Consider the following 16,506-nt stretch of genomic DNA (forward strand, 5'->3'; position numbering starts at 1 on the left):
AGTCTCCAAACCAAACTAATCGGAAAACAAATATGAGCGTTAGTGCCGTCTCGCGTGCAGTCGCAATTCTGTTAGCCGGCGTGGCGATGTCCGCCACCGTGCACGCGTCCACGTATGCGTATGTGTCGAATGCGGACAGTCAGGACATTTCGGTTTTCAGCCTCGATAAGTCGAATGGCGCACTCAAGCCGGTCGAAACAGTGAGCGTTGGCGGCACGGTCATGCCGATGGCCTTTTCGCCGAATCATTTGCGGCTCTATGCAGGTCTGCGTTCAAAGCCTTTTCGCGTGGTGAGCTTCGCAGTCAGTCCGCTTGACGGACGCCTGACCGAACTCGGCAAGGCGCCGCTCGCGGAAAGCATGGCCTATGTGTCGACCGACGCGAGCGGCCGCTATCTGTTCTCCGCGTCGTATGGCGGCAACCTGCTGGCGGTGAACGGCATCGGTGCAAATGGCGTTGCCGGCGATGTTCAGCAGATCGTCAAGACGGGCCCGATGGCGCACGCTATTCGCAATGCGCCCGACAATCGTTATGTGTTCGCGTCAGTACTCGGCGCCGACGCATGGTTGCGTTTGAAGTTCGACGCGGCGAACGGCGCGCTTACTCAAGACGCGGCGCCCGCCTATTCGCTGCCGGCCAAATCGGGTCCGCGCCATTTCGTGTTCTCGCCGGATGAGCGCTTCGTTTATCTGATCGACGAACTCGACGGCAAGCTGCATGTACTCGCATTCGACAAGCAACGCGATGCGGTGAAGCCGGTGCAGACCGTTTCCATTCTGCCGCCCAACTTCTCCGGCGACAAACCGTGGGGCGCGGATGTTCACATCACGCCCGACGGCCGCTTCGTCTATGCATCGGAACGCACGTCGAGCACGCTGGCCGCTTATCGCGTGGACCGTGCATCGGGCAAGCTGACGCGCATCGGCACCTATCCGACCGAAAAGCAGCCGCGCGGCTTCAATATCGATCCTTCGGGCAATTACCTGCTCGCGGTCGGTCAGTTGTCGACCAACCTGAGCGCATACCGGATTAATCGCGAGACGGGCGCATTGAGCGCGCTCGGTCAGTATCCGGTCGGCAAGGGCGCGAACTGGATCGAGATTGTCGAGTTCAACGGATCGAACGATTGAGGTCTACGGCGAACTGCGTCCCCGCGCATGCGGCGACGCGGACGCCGGCCCGCCCGCCGACGCAGCACTGCGTCGGCGGGCGCGCACGCCGCGCCATAGTTCTTCGAGGTAAGGCAGTAGCTCGAATAGCAGAATCAACGCGAACAGAATCGCGATATAGGCGACGGGCAACGGTTCGCTTTTCGCGGTCAATCCGAATCTCGCCGGCTCGCTGCCGAGGCCGAGCAACGCCAGAAATTGCGTCCAGTGACGGGCGACGACAAGCAGTATCGCCATCAGCGGGACGAGTTCGAGAAAGCTATGAACGTGCTGTTCGAACGGCGTCACCTTGCGTCCACTCACTGCATAACTGACGTCCCACAGCGCGGTCGCTTCGTGAACGAAGAACGCGACGATCATCAATAGAATGATGCCCGCGTTGATCTCGAGAAAGATCGCGGCGAGTAGCGGCAGTCCGACTTCGGCAAACATCAACAGATGGATCACCGATTCTTTCGCGCCGGTCGTGGATTCGATTCGAGTCGCGCGATGGCACAGCCAGTCCGCGAAACCGGCCGCAAGCCACACAGGCAAAACGAAGTACATCAGGATCGTGAGGGTTGGGTCGGTCGACATGATTTCCTCGGCGAACGGCTGGCTGACCAACGCGAGCACGCGGCTTCACTCGATCCCTTCGTGTTTCAACGCCAGTTGCACCGCGGGCCGCCCGCGCATGCGTTGTGAGAACTCCGCGAGTTTTTGCGGGACCTCGATCTTTACTTTGTTCGCCCATAGAAGCATGGTGAACAGATAGGCGTCCGCGACGCTCGCTTCTGCGCCGAACAAATAGTTGCCTTTAAGCATTGTCGATATGAGCTGGAAACGCTGGCCGATCTTCTCGCGAGCGGCGGTCGCTTCCTCATTCGACGCCGGCTTGAATACGCGGCCGAATTGCTTATGAATCTCCGTTGAAATAAAGGCGAGCATTTCAATCAGGCGAGTAGCGCCGAGTTCTCCCGACGGTGCAAGCGAGGGCTTGCGTTGCGCGACCCACGAAAGGATCGCGACGTTTTCGGTGAGCCGTTGACCGTCGTCGAATTCGAGTGTCGGTACATAGCTCTTGGGATTGATTTCATCGAACTTCTGGCCGGTCTCAGTCGTCTTTGTCTTGAGGTCAACGCGCACGCGGTCGAATTGCATATCGGCCTCGTGCATCGCGATGTGATCGGCAAGACTGCACGCGCCCGGCGAATAGTAAAGCTTCATGATGCGGCCCTCCTTCATGCAGCAGTTGACGATTTTTTAAAGCAGCATCCCGCGTGCCTCTACGTGTCGTGACGGCCCGGAAGCACTGCGCCAAGCACCTGCTTCGCGGTCTGCACAATCACATTGCCTTCGTCGGGATCGCCTTTTAACAATGTCGATGCAAACGCCTTGGCCTGCGCAAGCGTGATATGCGGCGGCAACGGCGCGATGTTCGGATCGGCCTTTACTTCGATCACCACAGGGCGGTCCGCAGCAAGCGCAGCGTCCCAGGCCGCGCCCATCTGTTCGGCGTCGTCGACATAAATGCCTTTCAGGCCGATCAATTCCGCGAACTTGTGATACGGCACCGAAGGAATGTCCTGCGAAGCCTCGAACTTCGGATCGCCCTCCATCACACGCTGTTCCCACGTGACCTGGTTCAGGTCCTGATTGTTAAGGACCATGCAGATCCAGCGCGGATCGGCCCAGCCTTTCCAGTACTTCGATACGGTGATGAGTTCGGCCATGTTGTTCATCTGCATGGCGCCGTCGCCGACCAGCGCGATGACGGGCCGCTCCGGATAAGCGAACTTCGCGGCGATCGCATACGGTACTGCCGCGCCCATCGACGCGAGGCCACCCGAGAGCGAGCACATCATGCCGCGCTTCACCTTCAGATCGCGTGCATACCAGTTTGCACAGGAGCCTGAATCGCTCGTCACGATTGCATTCGACGGAACGCGTGGCGACAGTTCCCATACCGTGCGCTGTGGATTGACGGCATCCTTGCCGGGCTCGTGTGCGCGTTCGTCGAGTGTCTTCCACCAGTCGGCAGTCCAGCCTTCGATCGTCTTGCGCCACCCGCGGTCCTGCTTGTGTTCGAGTAACGGTAGCAACGCGCGCAGCGTTTCCACGCTATCGCCGACGAGGTTCACTTCCATCGGATAGCGCAGGCTCAGCATGTCGGCTTTCAGGTCAATCTGCACGCCGCGCGCCGCACCTTCCTTCGGCAGAAACTCGGAGTACGGAAAGCCGGAGCCGATCATCAGCAGCGTGTCGCACTCGGTCATCAGATCGTAACTGGGCTTCGTGCCGAGCAGGCCGATCGAGCCGGTGACCCACGGCAGATCGTCGGGCAACACCGCTTTGCCGAGCAGCGCCTTTGCCACGCCTGCACCGAGTTTTTCCGCGACGGCGATCACTTCGTCCGTTGCATGCAGTGCGCCGGCGCCGACGAGAATCGCGACCTTCTTGCCGGCGTTGAGCACGTCGGCGGCCTGCTGAAGATCTTCAGGCTGAGGCACGAGACGCGGCTCGCGATAACCGACGCCCGAATGCAGCGTGCCGTGTTTGCGCGCAGGAGGCTCGTACGGCAAGTCTTGCAAGTCGTTCGGCAGCACGAGCGCCGTCACTTTGCGCTCGGAAAGTGCGGTACGTATCGCACGATCCACGAGATGCCGCACTTGCGCGGGCACCGACGCCTGTCCGACGAACGCCCCCGCGACGTCCTTGAAGAGCGAGACGAGATCGACTTCCTGCTGATAGTGGCCGCCGAGCGCCGCGCGAGCCTGCTGACCGGTGATAGCCAGCACGGGCATATGATCCATGCGGGCGTCGTAAAGTCCCGTCACGAGGTGCGATGCGCCAGGCCCCGACGTCGCGATACAGACGCCGAGCTCGCCGGTGAATTTTGCATGCGCGGACGCCATGAAGGCGGCCATTTCCTCGTGACGAACCTGAATGAATTCGATAGGCGCCGGCTGGTCCGTGTTCTTGTGATGCTTCTTCGCTTCACTCTGCGCGCGATTCAACGCGCCGAACACGCCGTTGATGCCGTCGCCGGGATAGCCAAAAATTCGGCGCACGCCCCACGCCTGGAGTCGCTCGACGATGAAGTCACCGACAGTTGTGGACATGGACAGCTCCTCACAATAAAGATCGTCACACATGCGAGGTTGCAAACCACGTTCCGCGTTCTTTCACTCAGAAAGAATGAATTGCTTCCTTGCGAACCTGCGCTGTGAATGGAGCGGGCTCGTTTTTTGCTGGGCGCTTGTGAGTAAAACGCTGTGCATGTCGTGCAAGGGATTCGTCATGAATAAAGTCGTCGTTGTGACAGGCGCGGGCGCCGGAGTGGGACGCGCGACCGCCGAGGAATTCGCGCGACATGGCTACGATGTCGCATTGCTTTCACGCGATTTCGCGCGGCTCGAACGCGCGGCCGCCGAACTGCGTATTCGATACGGCGTGCGTGCAATTGCGATTCCAGCCGACGTCGCCGACGCCGCGCGCGTGGAAGAAGCGGCAACGCGCACCGAAACGGAGCTTGGACCTATCGACGTGTGGGTCAACGTTGCAATGGCCACGGTCTTCGCGCCGGTATCGAAGCTGACTGCGCAGGAATTCGAGCGAGGCACCAAGGTGACGTACCTCGGCCAGGTGCACGGCACGATGGCCGCACTGTCACGCATGCGCACGCGCAATCGCGGGACGATTGTCAATGTGGGGTCCGCACTCGGTTATCGTTCGGTGCCGCTGCAATCCGTCTATTGCGGCGCAAAATTCGCGGCGCGGGGTTTCACTGACTCGCTGCGTTCGGAGATCATTCACGACGGGCTCAATGTACATTTGACGATGGTCGATTTGCCCGCGCTGAATACGCCGCAATTCGACTGGTCGCTCAACAAGATGGGTAAAAAGGCCAAGCCCGTCGCGCCGATTTTCCAGCCGGAAGTGGCCGCGCGCGCGATCTATTTCGCTGCAACGCATAAGCGTCGCGAGGTATGGGTGGGTTTTCCGACGGTCAAGGCGATACTGGCCAACTTCATCGCGCCCGGACTGCTCGACAGATATCTGGCAAAGGCGGGCTACTCAGGACAGGTCACCGACGAGCCGCTTCCTGCCGACGCGCCTAACAATCTGTTCGATCCCGTACCCGGCGATTACAGCGCGCATGGACGTTTCGACCATGAGTCGAAACCCGTAAGCCTGGAGATGTGCGCGGTTCGTCACCGTGGATTTTTATGCGCATTGGCAGGCATAGGGATCGTCGGCGGCATCGGATTTTTGATCAGAAAGAATCGCGGCGCATAGATACGACGGCGTAACAAAGGGTTCTTGCCGGCCACCAGGTAAGAGTCACGAGGATAGGTGACAATACACCTATCCCACAGCCCTTAGGAAAGCCATGTCCCAGCCGCTCACCATCGATTTCGTTTCCGACATTGCATGCCCTTGGTGCGCAATCGGCCTTTCGTCGCTGCAACTCGCGTTGTCGCGCGTCGGTGACGCAGTGGATGCGCAGATCGTCGTGCACCCGTTCGAGCTGAATCCGCAGATGGCGCCCGAGGGCCAGGCGATTGTCGATTATCTGGGCAAGAAGTACGGACGCACGCCCGAGCAGATCGAAGAAACGCAGGCCATGATCCGCGAGCGCGGCGCAAGCGTCGGCTTCGAGTTCGGTCCGCGCACGCATGTCTACAACACGTTCGATGCACACCGCCTGTTGCATTGGGCAGGTCTCGAAGGCAAGCAACTGCCGCTCAAGCTCGCGCTGCTGCGCGCCTATCATTCGGAAGGCCGCGATCCGAGCAATCATGACGTGCTCGTCGAAGTCGCGCAGTCTGTGGGACTTGATGCCGATGCCGCGCGCAACGTGCTGCAAAACGGCGACTATGCCGACGAAGTCCGCACCGAAGAAGAAGAGTTCCAGTCGCACGGCATTCAGTCGGTGCCGGCAATCATTTTCAATCGCCGCTATCTGGTGAGCGGCGGGCAACCTGTCGAAACCTTCGAACAGGTCATTGAGCAGATTCTGGCCGAAGCATAATCCGGCACTTTCGTATGTGAATGCCTGCGCAATAGCAGGCCTTTTTTTGGCGTAAACGAAATACAGCCGGAGAACCCCGTTCATGGTCACCAAACGAATCCATGCCGCGTTGCTCGGCTTCGCGCTGATGGCGCTTGCATGCGTAGCTCATGCGCAATATACGACCGACTGGCTCGCCAATACCTATGGCACGCTGGCCGCGCATGTCGGCAACGGCGCGCGTTCAATGTGGGTCGCACCGGAAGGCGTGATTTATACGTCGTCGTTGTGGGACGAGAACGAGGGCGGCGTCGCGATCTATCAGAACGGTCAGAACATCGGCTCGATCGGCACGCACGCCGACTTCCAGGGCAGCGCGATAACCGGCAATGCGACGTCGATTTTCACGGCGTTGCAATACAACAGGTCGTTCGGCAGCGGCTCGGTCGGGCGCTATAACCGTGCAACGAAAGCGCTCGAACTTCGCATTCCGGTCAGCGTGTGGACCGGCATCCCTCATGCGGATGTCATCACCGGACTCGCCACGGCAGGCACGCTGCTTTATGTCAGCGATTTTTACGGCAACCGTGTGCGCGTCTATACGACTGACGGCGTGTGGCAGCAGGATATAGCGGTGTCCGGTCCCGGCGCACTCGCACTCGATGCTGCGGGCAATCTGTGGGTCGCGCGAAAAAGCGCTGGCGTCATAGCGCAATTCAGCGCGGGCGGCGCGTCGCTCAACACGATCCAGATGCCCGCCGCTTCGCGGCCATCGGCGTTGTACTTCGATGCATCGACGGGACGGCTCATGGTCGGCGACGAAGGCCCCGACATGAACATCAAGATCTATAACGTGGCGGGCGCGCCGACGTTGGCCGGTACATTCGGCATTCAGGGCGGCTACCTGGATACGACTACCGGAATCAAAGGGCAGGTCGGCGACAAGCGCTTCACGCGCGTAGCGGGCATCGGCAGGGACGCAGCGGGCACCCTGTATGTGCTCAACAATCCGTGGGGCGGCGGCTGGGACATGGGCCGCAATGGTCCGACCGATCTGCATGCCTACGACAGCGCCGGCAATCTGCAATGGAAAATGCAGGCACTGAACTTCGAAGCGGTCGCGGCACCGGACCCGTTGACCGACGGCGCGTACTTTTATAGCGGCGCGCATATTTACACGGGCACCGCGGGCGGCACCTTCGTTGCGAATACCGTCGACCCGTTTACTTATCCGTCAGACCCGCGCCTGAATATCAACGACACGCAGCGCGGGCAGCACTTCGGGCAACTCGTCGCGGTGGGCGGAAACCGCATTCTCGTCGCGTCCGGCCAGAACCCCGACACCTTCAACTTCTATCATTTCAATTCGGCGAGCGGCTACATTGCAATACCGGATGGCTCTTTGCCGGGCCCGGCGTTCAACACGACGGTGAAGGTGACGGGAGGCTTTTGCATCGACAGCAGGGGCGATGTGTGGGCGGGTCTCGACAGAACAAACCATATCTATCATTACCCGCTTACGGGTTTCGACGGAAACGGTAAGCCGTTGTGGGGCCCGGTCGTCACGATCAAGATTCCAATGAGTATCCGGCCGTTGACGCGCATCATCTATTTGCCCGAGAGCGACACGATGATTCTCGCGCAAGGCGTGGCAGGCAGTTGGGACTGGACGGCGATACAGTCGCGCATCGAGGTCTATCACGGCTGGAGCGCGGGCAATACGACACAGCCTCAGCCGGTGATCAATCTCACGAGCGCGAATCCGAAGTCGATTACCGCAGTGGGTAATTATCTTTTTGTCGGCTACGTGCATACGGTGCCGAACATCGACGCGTTCAACCTGAACACCGGCAATCTCGACGCGACGCTCATCAACAATAGCCCCGGTACTGTGGATGTCGGCAACGATGTCGATTCGATGTACGGACTGCGAGCGTTTCTGCGGGCAAGCGGCGAATACGTGATTACGAAAGACAACTACAACGGGTCGAGCATGATCGTGCATCGCTGGACACCGTAAGCGGCGTGGGCCTGCGTGAGGCTTCGCGCTAATCACGTAGGCCATCGGATAAGATACGGCCCTCGTGGCATTTTCCCGCTTAAAGGAGTGGTTTCAGTGATTCAGCCGAGCAACGTATTCAAGGAAAACCTCGCGCATATGCCTGCAATCGACGGCATTGCACGTATCGATCTGATCGACGCGCAAGGCGCCGTTGTTGCGAGCATCGAGAACAAGCTGGGCAAACAGGGCTCGCTCGCGGTGTACAACTATCTGCAACAGACGTTCGGTGCGCTCGACGCCAAAGTCGCCGAACACGGCCTCGCGGTGTTCGGCGAACATACCGCCGACGCGCGCAACCGGCCCGGCGCTCATCCGAATGTCGACCATCTTCTCGCGATTGCAGCGGGCGCGCCGGCTTTGCGCATCGACGTGATTGCGGCGGACTGAACTGCGTTCGGGCCGCCGTTAACGCGACTTGCTTTAACGACCTTGAAGGCCGTGCGCTGCGCGGCCGAATATCGCGCGGTCGGCGAGCCATACGGCGACAAGCGTTGCGCCCATCAACGGAAAGACAATGCCGAGCATGACGAGGCCGGTTTTCCAGCCGCGCATCGGCGGTGCGGCTCTTTCCCGCGAAGGCGCGCCGAGCGAGCGCTGCGGTTTGCGCTTCCACCACATCACGCAGCCGGTCAGGGCCATCAACGCGAGCCCCAACGAAATCGCGGCGCACAGAATCTGATTGGCGACGCCGAAATAGCGGCCCATATGCAATGACGTGCCGTATGACACCGCTTTCGATACGCCGCCATAGTCGGCATAGCGAATGTCTTTCCGAACGGCGCCACTGTACTGATCGATATAGATGGTGCGTTCCAGTTGTGGATCGGCTGGGAAATACGACACGGTATAGACGCCCGTCGGCGATGTCGGCAACGCGATGTTGTAGCCGCTCGTGACACCGAGCGACGCGGCTTGCGCGACGATGTGGCCGAGCGGCAACGGGGCCGCTGCTTTCGCATCGGCGGAAGCGGGCACCGGCGCATTGCCGACGGCCCACGGCGTTTGCGGCAGCGGCAAGTCGTCCATCACCATGCCGGGCATGGAGTCCATATGCGCGGCGTGTTCTGCTTGTGCGCCTGGTTTTGTCTTCGCGTCGATCTCTTTGCTCGTGCCCGCAGGCAGCACCGAGCGCAACGGCAAGCCGCCCCACGTGCCAGGCGGAGCGCCGAGATTCGCAGCGGTCGCGAGCGCCTTGAACTGCTGACCCCACGAGCCGGACCACGGCAAACCGGTCAACACGAACGCAAGCGCGCCGAGTGCGAGCCAGATGCCCATGACCGCGTGGATGCTCTTCCACAGCGGCCGGCCCTTTAACGTCAGACGCGGCACGAGTGCATCCCGCACGCGTGTCGTTTCACGCGGCCACCACAGCGCGATGCCGGTGCCGATCATCACGAGCGTCCAGCATGCGGCAAGCTCCATCAGCAATTCGCCCGGTTTGCCGAGCAATAGCTTGCGATGAAGCATGCGGTCAACCTGCGTCAAGCGACGCTCGACGCTCAATGTGCCGAGTACTTCTCCGCTATACGGGTTCAGATAGACGCTCTGCTTTTCGCCGTCCGCGAGACGAAAAATGAATTCCGTGCTGCGCTCGGGCGTGTTCGAGATCGCGGCGGTGACGGCGATTGCATTGGACGGCATGGCCGCACGCGCTCGCGCGAGCAGCGCGTCTTCTGACATGCGCGGCGCCGTTTGCGGTTCGACGACGAGAAGCCGCGGATAAAGCAGCGGCTCGATCTGCGGCTGAAAACAGTACAACGTACCCGTTATTGCCAAGACGATGAGAAACGGCATCACGAAGAGGCCAGCGTAGAAGTGCCATCGCCAGAGCGTGCGATAGCCGCTGCTGGGACTCGTCGTGCCTAATACGGCGTTATGCGGTGCGATGGTGGACATTGAATCCTCCTGAAGAAGATTGATCTGGTTCTTGCGCTAGAACGCTACGATTGCGCGCTACATGCGCAACTTCGCTTCCAGATAGAACGTGCGTCCTGGGTAAGGGTGATAGACGAAGTAGCGCGCATCGAAAATGTTGTCGACGCCAATGCCGACTTCGCTCAGCTTCGTGGGCCTGAACGTGAACTTCGCGTCCGCCACCGTGTAAGAACTCGTGCCGCCGAATACATCCGGATTCGTGTCGGTATTCGTGAGCGTGTTGTATTGGCGGCCCGAATAGCGCGCGGCAAGTGTCACTGCCGCGCGTTCGTCGAAGCGATAGGTCGCCGCCACATTCACGCGCCATAGCGGAATGCGATAAAAGTACTTGCCGACGCTCGCAGGGTTCTGCGCATTGGCAATGATCTTCGATTGCGTATAAGCGACGCTTGCCAGAAGATCGAGTCCGCGCACGAACACGTTCTCGCCGGAATAGCTCGTTTCCACGCCGCGCGAACGCACTTTGCCGATGTTCTGGAAGTTCGTCACGTTCGGAATCACGGTCGTATCCGTCTGGCTGAAAATCGTGTTCTTCACGTCGTCCTGAAACAGCGAGAAACGGAAGATGCCATTCCAATGCGCCCATTCGGCGGTGAGTTCTTTCGAAAGATCGTCTTCCGGTTTCAGGTTCGGGTTGTTGTTGACGATCGAGGAGCCGTTGATTTGCCCCTGGAACAACTCACTGACTGTCGGGAAGCGATATGCGCGGCCAACCGACGCGCGTAACGTCAGATCGTCGCTCACGTCGAATGACAGCGAAGCCTTCGGCGAAAAGTGCTGCTCACTGGCGTTAGCGAGCGCAACCCTGGTGCCTGGCAACGCTTGCGATCCGTCGTACGCGCGCCAGTCTTCGTAACGCACGCCGTAGACGAATTTCCAGCGCGGCAGGAAGCGCCATGCGTCCTGTGCGTAGAGCGCCTGAGTTTGCGTCTTGCCGGCGAATGCGTTGGCGAATGAAGTCGCGGAGCCGTCGCGCCAATTGAGCGTCGAGTAACTTTCGTTGTCGAGAAAGTAATTGTCGTAGTGGTAGCCGAAAGCGAGCGCATGATTCGCGAGACCCGCTTGCGTCGACGTCGGCGTGTAAGTACTGCGCAAGTCGAGTGTCTTCCAGCCGGTGCCGTCGCCGAAGGTCACGGTGCCCGCGCCATTGCCGGGCGCGCCGGAACTCGCAAGACGCGCGACGCTATTACTGACGTCGTAATACGAGGCGATCGCCTCGCCGTTCCAGCCTGTGGCGTTGCGCGTTTTCAGCGTCACGCCATAGAGCCAGTTCTCGCTATGGCCCAGGCTCGGCGCGAATGCGGAAGCCGGAATCGTGTACTCGTAGCCGTTGATCGAAACCTTGCCGCCATATACAGCGTTGCCGTTCGCGTCGCGCAGAAAACTCGACGTCTCGCTGTTATACGTTTGATGCCAGTAGCCGAGCGTAAAAGCGCCTTGCAGTGTCGGCGTGAAGTCGTATTGCATCTTCAGCTTGAACTGGTCCTGCACGGTGTGCTCGATGCCTTCGCCGTTAATGCCGAGTATGGCGGTCGGCGTATTGGTCTGGTTGTTGTAGAAGTACGCTCCTGTAACCGGCGTGTCGCCGGCTTTCGCGGGCGTGCCCGATTTGGCGAGCGTCGCGAATTGCAGCGGCTGGCTCGTGTTCTCCAGATGGTTCACGCCGAGCAGAAACGAGAACTTGCCGATCCGGTTGCCGATAGACGCACTCGCTTCGCTGCCGTTGAAATTACGGTTCACACCATAAAGGTTGAAGTGCTGCGTGAATGCTTTTACGTCGGCTTCGGCCTCGAATTTCTTTGGCATGCGCGTGCTGATCAATACGGTCGCGCCAAGCGAATTGCCCGGATAGAGCGCGGAATACGGGCCATAAATCACATCGACCTGCTGGATCTCGTCGGGAGACACCATCGACCAGCGCGGTGGAAAAGAAAAGTTGTTGCCAAGCAGATTGCTCAGCAGCAACCCGTCCGCATAGACCAGACCGCGCGCACTTTGCGTATTGCTCGTGCCGCGCACTGCGATGATCGAATTCAGATCGCCGATAAAGCGCTTGCGGACCGCGAGATTCGGCATGTACTTCAGCACGTCCTCGGTGTTCACGACATTCCAGTTGGAGAATTGCTCGCGCGTGACTGTTTCGACCGAAGCCGGCAGATTCGGATCGACGGCGCGGGGCGCGACGCTTTCGTTTGCGGCGCTATTCGCACTCACGCTGACGGCGGGCAGCGTCGTGTCGGCGCTCGCCGTGTCGGCGTGAGCCGGCGCGACCGCTAACGCGGTCATGGCTGGGGGAACGAAGGCGCGCAGCCTTCGCAATGAGAAGATCGACATGAGCGTTTCCTTCATGCATTGAACGGACGATCGCGCGCGCCATCGACAGATGCGGCAAATGCGGCAAATGCGGCTAACGCGGCCACATGTGGTCAATGCACGCAATGCGCGGGCGATCAGGAACAACGACGATCAGGAAACGGAGGGCGGTGCTCTAGGGCGTCCCGAAGGGAACGCGCCGAGTGGTGTGAAGCGGGTGGAGAGACTGGGCGGCGCCGTGCCTGTCATGACGATGACAACCGGCGGCTGCGCGGCCGCAACCGTGGGCATGGCCACATGATGCTGCAACAGATGACAGTAACCGCAAGCGCCGAAGGCGTCGTCGTGACTGAGGTGGACGGCCGATGTGTCGGCGCGGCTGGCGTGCTGCATCGCGCCGGGCTGAACGGTTTGCAGCGCCGAACATAGCGCGGCAATCGGCTCCTGCGCGCGGTTGGAGACCAGCGTCTGACTCACGACCGGCGCAAACACGACGAGCCACATGGCGATGAGGCCAAGCCAGGCGGTCAGACGGTTGCGGGAGTGTGGAGTCATGGCGATGAGCAGGAAAACGCGGCGATTCTAGCACTGCCACGCACATTTTTCTGCCCGATGTCCGGCATAACGACGGATTGAAGCCGGAAATCCGCTCATTTCCCGCCGTTACAACGCGGCCGCATCGCTTAATCTGCGTGGTACATGTTGGCCTTTGTGCAACATGGGCGATCCCGCGCGTGGACGCCGCACTCGCAACGTTACTGGACTCATGACTTTCACGCAGACGCTCGCCTCTTCAATTGAACAACTCAACCAGCAGGCGATAGCGCTCTACTCGGCGGATGAATTTGCCGCGGCATTATCGACGGTAATGCCCGCGATCGAGCACGACGAAAGCACGCTCGACGATGCAGCGATTCACGCAATGGCCGACGCGCTGAACATCGCCGGGGCTTCGTCGTGCCGTCTCGGTCACGCGGACGATGCAGAGCGCCATTGGCGCCGATGCCTGCGTATCGCGCCAGGTTATGTCGAAGTGTATGAGAGCTTCGGCGCGTTGCTGAAAGCGCGCGGTCGCCTGTCGGCGGCCAAAGCAATTTATCGGCAACTCATCGCGATGCGGCCCGAGCATGCGGACGCTCACAATCAACTGGGCGCAGTGCTGCATGCGCAAGGCCATCATGAAGAGGCCGAGGTGTCGTATCGGCGTGCGCTTTCCCTTCGCCCGGACCATGCCGAGGCGCACTATAACCACGGCGTCGTATTGCAAACGTTGCGACGCCTGCATGAAGCCGAGGCCGCATATCGCGAGACGCTGCGCCGATTACCGGCGCACGCGCAAGCGCACAACAATCTGGGCAACGTGTTGATGGATCTCGGTCGTGTCGACGAAGCGGACGCGGCTTATCGCGACGCGCTCAGCATCCAGCCGCATTATCCGGAGGCATTGAATAACCTCGCCGGCGCGTTGAAGGCTGCGCAGCGTCTGACCGAAGCCGAACTCGCTTGCCGGCTTGCGTTGACCATGCGCCCCGACTACGCGGAGGCTCACGTCAATCTTGGCGCGGCGCTGACCGATCTTGCACGGCTGCCCGAAGCCGAGTCCGCGTATCGCAAGGCAATCGCGCTTTGCGCCGATTACGCCGAGGCCCATTACAACCTCGGCATCACGCTTTTCAAACTCGAACGCATGGAGGAAGCCGCGGCCGCTTATCGCGAAGCGGTTCGCCTGCGTCCCGACATAGCGCCCGCTTATAACAATCTCGGCTGCGTGCTGCGCCTGCTCGACTGTTTGCCCGAGGCCGTCGAGGCTTTCGAACAGGCGCTATCCACTGATCCCGATCTGGCCGAAGCGCATTACAACCTCGGCGCCGCGCTCGCGCAATTGACGCGTCTGCCCGAGGCGGAAAGCGCATACCGTCGCGCACTTTCGCTACGCGCCGATTACGACGACGCGCGCTTCGGGCTCGCGACATTGCTGCTGAGCATGGGACGTTTCGAGGAAGGCTGGCCGCTTTATGAATGCCGCTATCAGCAGACGGGTTTCGTGCATCGGCAGACTGCTCAGCGGCTATCGTGTCCGCAGTGGCAGGGCGACGCGCTCTCGGGACGATCGTTGCTCGTCTGGCAGGAAGACGGTCTCGGCGACATGCTGCAATTCAGCCGCTATTTCGCGTTACTGAAGGCGCAGGGCGCCGCGCATATTGCGTTTGCCTGCGCGCCCGCGTTGCATCGGCTGATGACTCGCGTCGACGGTGTGGACTCTGTGCTGGATCACGAGAGGGCAGCGGCGCGTGCATCCGATTATGATTGCTGGACGAGTCTCTTGAGTGCGCCACTGCATTTGCGCACAACCGTCGATACGATTCCGCGGCCGGTCCGGCTCGCGGCCGAAGAGTCGCTCGTCGAAAAATGGCGGCCTGTGCTCGACGCATTGCCGCCGGGGCGCAAGATCGGTCTCGTGTGGAAGGGCAATGCGAAGCATCATAACGACGCCAATCGTTCGATTCCGTCGCTCGTTACGCTTGCGCCGTTGTGGAGCGTGGCCGGTCTCAGCTTCGTGAGTCTGCAGAAAGGGCAGGGCGAGGACGAGGCGCGCCACCCGCCACCTGATCAGCCGTTGCTCCACGTTGGTTCGATGGTGACAGATCTTGCCGACAGCGCGGCGATCGTCGCGCAACTCGATCTGGTGATTTGCGTCGACACGTCGATCGCGCATCTCGCTGCGTCGCTCGGCAAACCCTGCTGGGTGATGCTGCCGGAGAAAGATGTGGACTGGCGATGGATGCACGAGCGCAGCGATTCGCCGTGGTATCCGCACACGCTGCGACTATTTCGCCGCGAGCGGGGCGAGGAGTGGACGGCGGTTGTCGAAAGAGTGAGACAGGCGTGCGTCGCGCGATTCGGTGTGCGCGAGTAGCCGCTACGCGGTTACGAGCGTCATCGAAAAGCCGTCCCACCCTTTTGTGCCGACCGTTTGAATCGCAGTGGAATCGAGGCGCGGATTGCTGCCAAGCAGCCTGAAGAATTCATGCAGGCCGGCTACGTCCGGATCGCTGCTCGCGTGATCGGCAATGCGGCCGCGGCGAATCACGTTATCGCCGACGATCAGCGTACCGACGCGGCTCAATTGCAGTGACAGGCGCAGGTACTCGGGATAGCTCTTCTTGTCGGCGTCGAGAAAAATCATGTCGAACGGTTCGACGTTATCGGCGACGAACTGCGCGAGCGTTTGCGCCGCGGCGCCCACGACGATCGACGCAACGCCCGACACGCCCGCGCGTTCCAGGTTCGCTCGCGCCACTTGAGCATAGTCGCTGTTTCCTTCGAGAGAGATGAGTTGACCGGTTGGCGGCAGCGCTCTTGCGAGCCAGATCGTGCTATAGCCGCCGAGTGTGCCGACTTCGAGAATACGCCGCGCGCCGCGCAGTTTCGCGAGCAGATGCAGCAGCTTGCCCTGATTCGGCGCGACGTTGATGGACGGCAGACCCGCCTCGGCACTTGCGTGCAATGCGGCGTCGAGTGACGCATCTTCGGGTAGAAGGCTGCTTGTCAGATATTCGTCGATCGTATTCCAAAGGTTCTCGTCCATCGTTTCTCCCGCATGGTGTGAACTACTTCGCGCGCTTCGGCTTCGCCTTCGATGCCTTGCCCGATTCATTAAGCGCGATTGCCGCATGAATCAGGGCCTTAAACGCATTCGCGTCGAGTTCCTCGCCTTCGTGAATGTCGATTGCGCGCCTCGCATTGCCGTCGAGACTCGAATTGAAAAGCTTTGCGGGGTCCGCGAGCGAAGCGCCCTTCAGGAACGTCAGCTTCACCGCGGACTTGTACGACTCGCCCGTGCAGATGATTCCATCATGCGACCACACAGGCGTGCCCATCCATTTCCATTCTTCGATCACGTCAGGATCGGCTTCGTGGATGAGCTTGCGCACTCTGCTCAAAGTGGCGCCGCGCCAGTCCGCGAGATCGGCAATTCTTTTGTCGATCAGTTCCGAGGCCGGCAGTGCTTCCGACGAAGCCGATTTATTCAT

14 protein-coding genes are annotated in these 16,506 nt (G+C 60.4%); 6 read left to right on the forward strand and 8 right to left on the reverse strand.

The window, feature by feature from the left end; translation table 11 throughout:
• The first annotated feature begins 32 nt into the window (after window positions 1–32).
• Entirely contained in the window at window positions 33–1,130 is a 1,098-nt protein-coding gene (locus C8K18_RS20595) for a beta-propeller fold lactonase family protein (RefSeq protein WP_006049890.1), read from the forward strand.
• A gap of 3 nt (window positions 1,131–1,133) precedes the next feature.
• Here C8K18_RS20595 and C8K18_RS20600 read toward each other — a convergent pair whose 3' ends face one another.
• Genes C8K18_RS20600 through C8K18_RS20610 form a run of 3 tightly spaced genes read right to left on the reverse strand, consistent with a single transcriptional unit; the run spans window position 1,134 to window position 4,270 of the window.
• Window positions 1,134–1,745, reverse strand: a complete 612-nt coding sequence (locus C8K18_RS20600) for a diguanylate cyclase (RefSeq protein WP_107709651.1) — start codon at window positions 1,743–1,745, stop codon at window positions 1,134–1,136.
• A 45-nt stretch (window positions 1,746–1,790) separates the two neighbouring features.
• Window positions 1,791–2,375, reverse strand: a complete 585-nt coding sequence (locus tag C8K18_RS20605; protein WP_107709653.1) for a glutathione binding-like protein — start codon at window positions 2,373–2,375, stop codon at window positions 1,791–1,793.
• 59 nt (window positions 2,376–2,434) lie between these two features.
• Window positions 2,435–4,270, reverse strand: a complete 1,836-nt coding sequence (locus C8K18_RS20610) for a thiamine pyrophosphate-requiring protein (RefSeq protein WP_107709457.1) — start codon at window positions 4,268–4,270, stop codon at window positions 2,435–2,437.
• Between the two features lie 178 nt (window positions 4,271–4,448).
• Between C8K18_RS20610 and C8K18_RS20615 the strand changes: the two genes are divergently transcribed.
• The 4 genes from C8K18_RS20615 (at window position 4,449) to C8K18_RS20630 (ending at window position 8,611) form a co-directional block, all read left to right on the forward strand.
• Window positions 4,449–5,447, forward strand: coding sequence for an SDR family oxidoreductase (locus C8K18_RS20615; RefSeq protein ID WP_107709655.1), 999 nt, complete (start codon window positions 4,449–4,451; stop codon window positions 5,445–5,447).
• Between the two features lie 94 nt (window positions 5,448–5,541).
• On the forward strand, window positions 5,542–6,183 hold the full coding sequence (locus C8K18_RS20620) for a DsbA family oxidoreductase (protein WP_107709459.1): 642 nt from the start codon (window positions 5,542–5,544) through the stop codon (window positions 6,181–6,183).
• 82 nt (window positions 6,184–6,265) lie between these two features.
• Window positions 6,266–8,182, forward strand: coding sequence for an SMP-30/gluconolactonase/LRE family protein (locus C8K18_RS20625; RefSeq protein ID WP_107709461.1), 1,917 nt, complete (start codon window positions 6,266–6,268; stop codon window positions 8,180–8,182).
• 96 nt (window positions 8,183–8,278) lie between these two features.
• Window positions 8,279–8,611 (forward strand): DUF2322 family protein, encoded by a 333-nt coding sequence (locus C8K18_RS20630; RefSeq protein WP_107709463.1) that lies wholly within the window; start codon window positions 8,279–8,281, stop codon window positions 8,609–8,611.
• 33 nt (window positions 8,612–8,644) lie between these two features.
• On the opposite strand, the gene C8K18_RS20635 is transcribed toward C8K18_RS20630, so the two are convergent.
• The 3 genes from C8K18_RS20635 to C8K18_RS20645 form a co-directional block, all read right to left on the reverse strand.
• Window positions 8,645–10,120, reverse strand: a complete 1,476-nt coding sequence (locus C8K18_RS20635) for a PepSY domain-containing protein (protein ID WP_107709465.1) — start codon at window positions 10,118–10,120, stop codon at window positions 8,645–8,647.
• Between the two features lie 57 nt (window positions 10,121–10,177).
• Window positions 10,178–12,493, reverse strand: coding sequence for a TonB-dependent receptor (locus C8K18_RS20640; RefSeq protein WP_107709658.1), 2,316 nt, complete (start codon window positions 12,491–12,493; stop codon window positions 10,178–10,180).
• 132 nt (window positions 12,494–12,625) lie between these two features.
• Window positions 12,626–13,027, reverse strand: a complete 402-nt coding sequence (locus C8K18_RS20645; RefSeq protein ID WP_006049876.1) for a DUF2946 domain-containing protein — start codon at window positions 13,025–13,027, stop codon at window positions 12,626–12,628.
• A gap of 211 nt (window positions 13,028–13,238) precedes the next feature.
• Here C8K18_RS20645 and C8K18_RS20650 point away from each other — a divergent pair, with 211 nt between their 5' ends.
• A complete protein-coding gene (locus C8K18_RS20650) occupies window positions 13,239–15,389 on the forward strand; it encodes a tetratricopeptide repeat protein (protein WP_107709467.1) in 2,151 nt (716 codons plus the stop codon).
• Between the two features lie 3 nt (window positions 15,390–15,392).
• Here the strand turns inward: C8K18_RS20650 and C8K18_RS20655 are convergent, their stop codons facing one another.
• Both C8K18_RS20655 and C8K18_RS20660 read right to left on the reverse strand, forming a co-directional pair.
• Window positions 15,393–16,061: an O-methyltransferase gene (locus tag C8K18_RS20655; RefSeq protein ID WP_006049874.1), complete on the reverse strand. Its 669-nt coding sequence runs from the start codon at window positions 16,059–16,061 to the stop codon at window positions 15,393–15,395.
• Between the two features lie 22 nt (window positions 16,062–16,083).
• Window positions 16,084–16,506 (reverse strand): DUF1801 domain-containing protein, encoded by a 423-nt coding sequence (locus C8K18_RS20660; protein WP_006049873.1) that lies wholly within the window; start codon window positions 16,504–16,506, stop codon window positions 16,084–16,086.

It is taken from the genome of Paraburkholderia sp. GV068 (assembly GCF_003058125.1).
Classification (GTDB): Bacteria; Pseudomonadota; Gammaproteobacteria; order Burkholderiales; family Burkholderiaceae; genus Paraburkholderia; species Paraburkholderia graminis.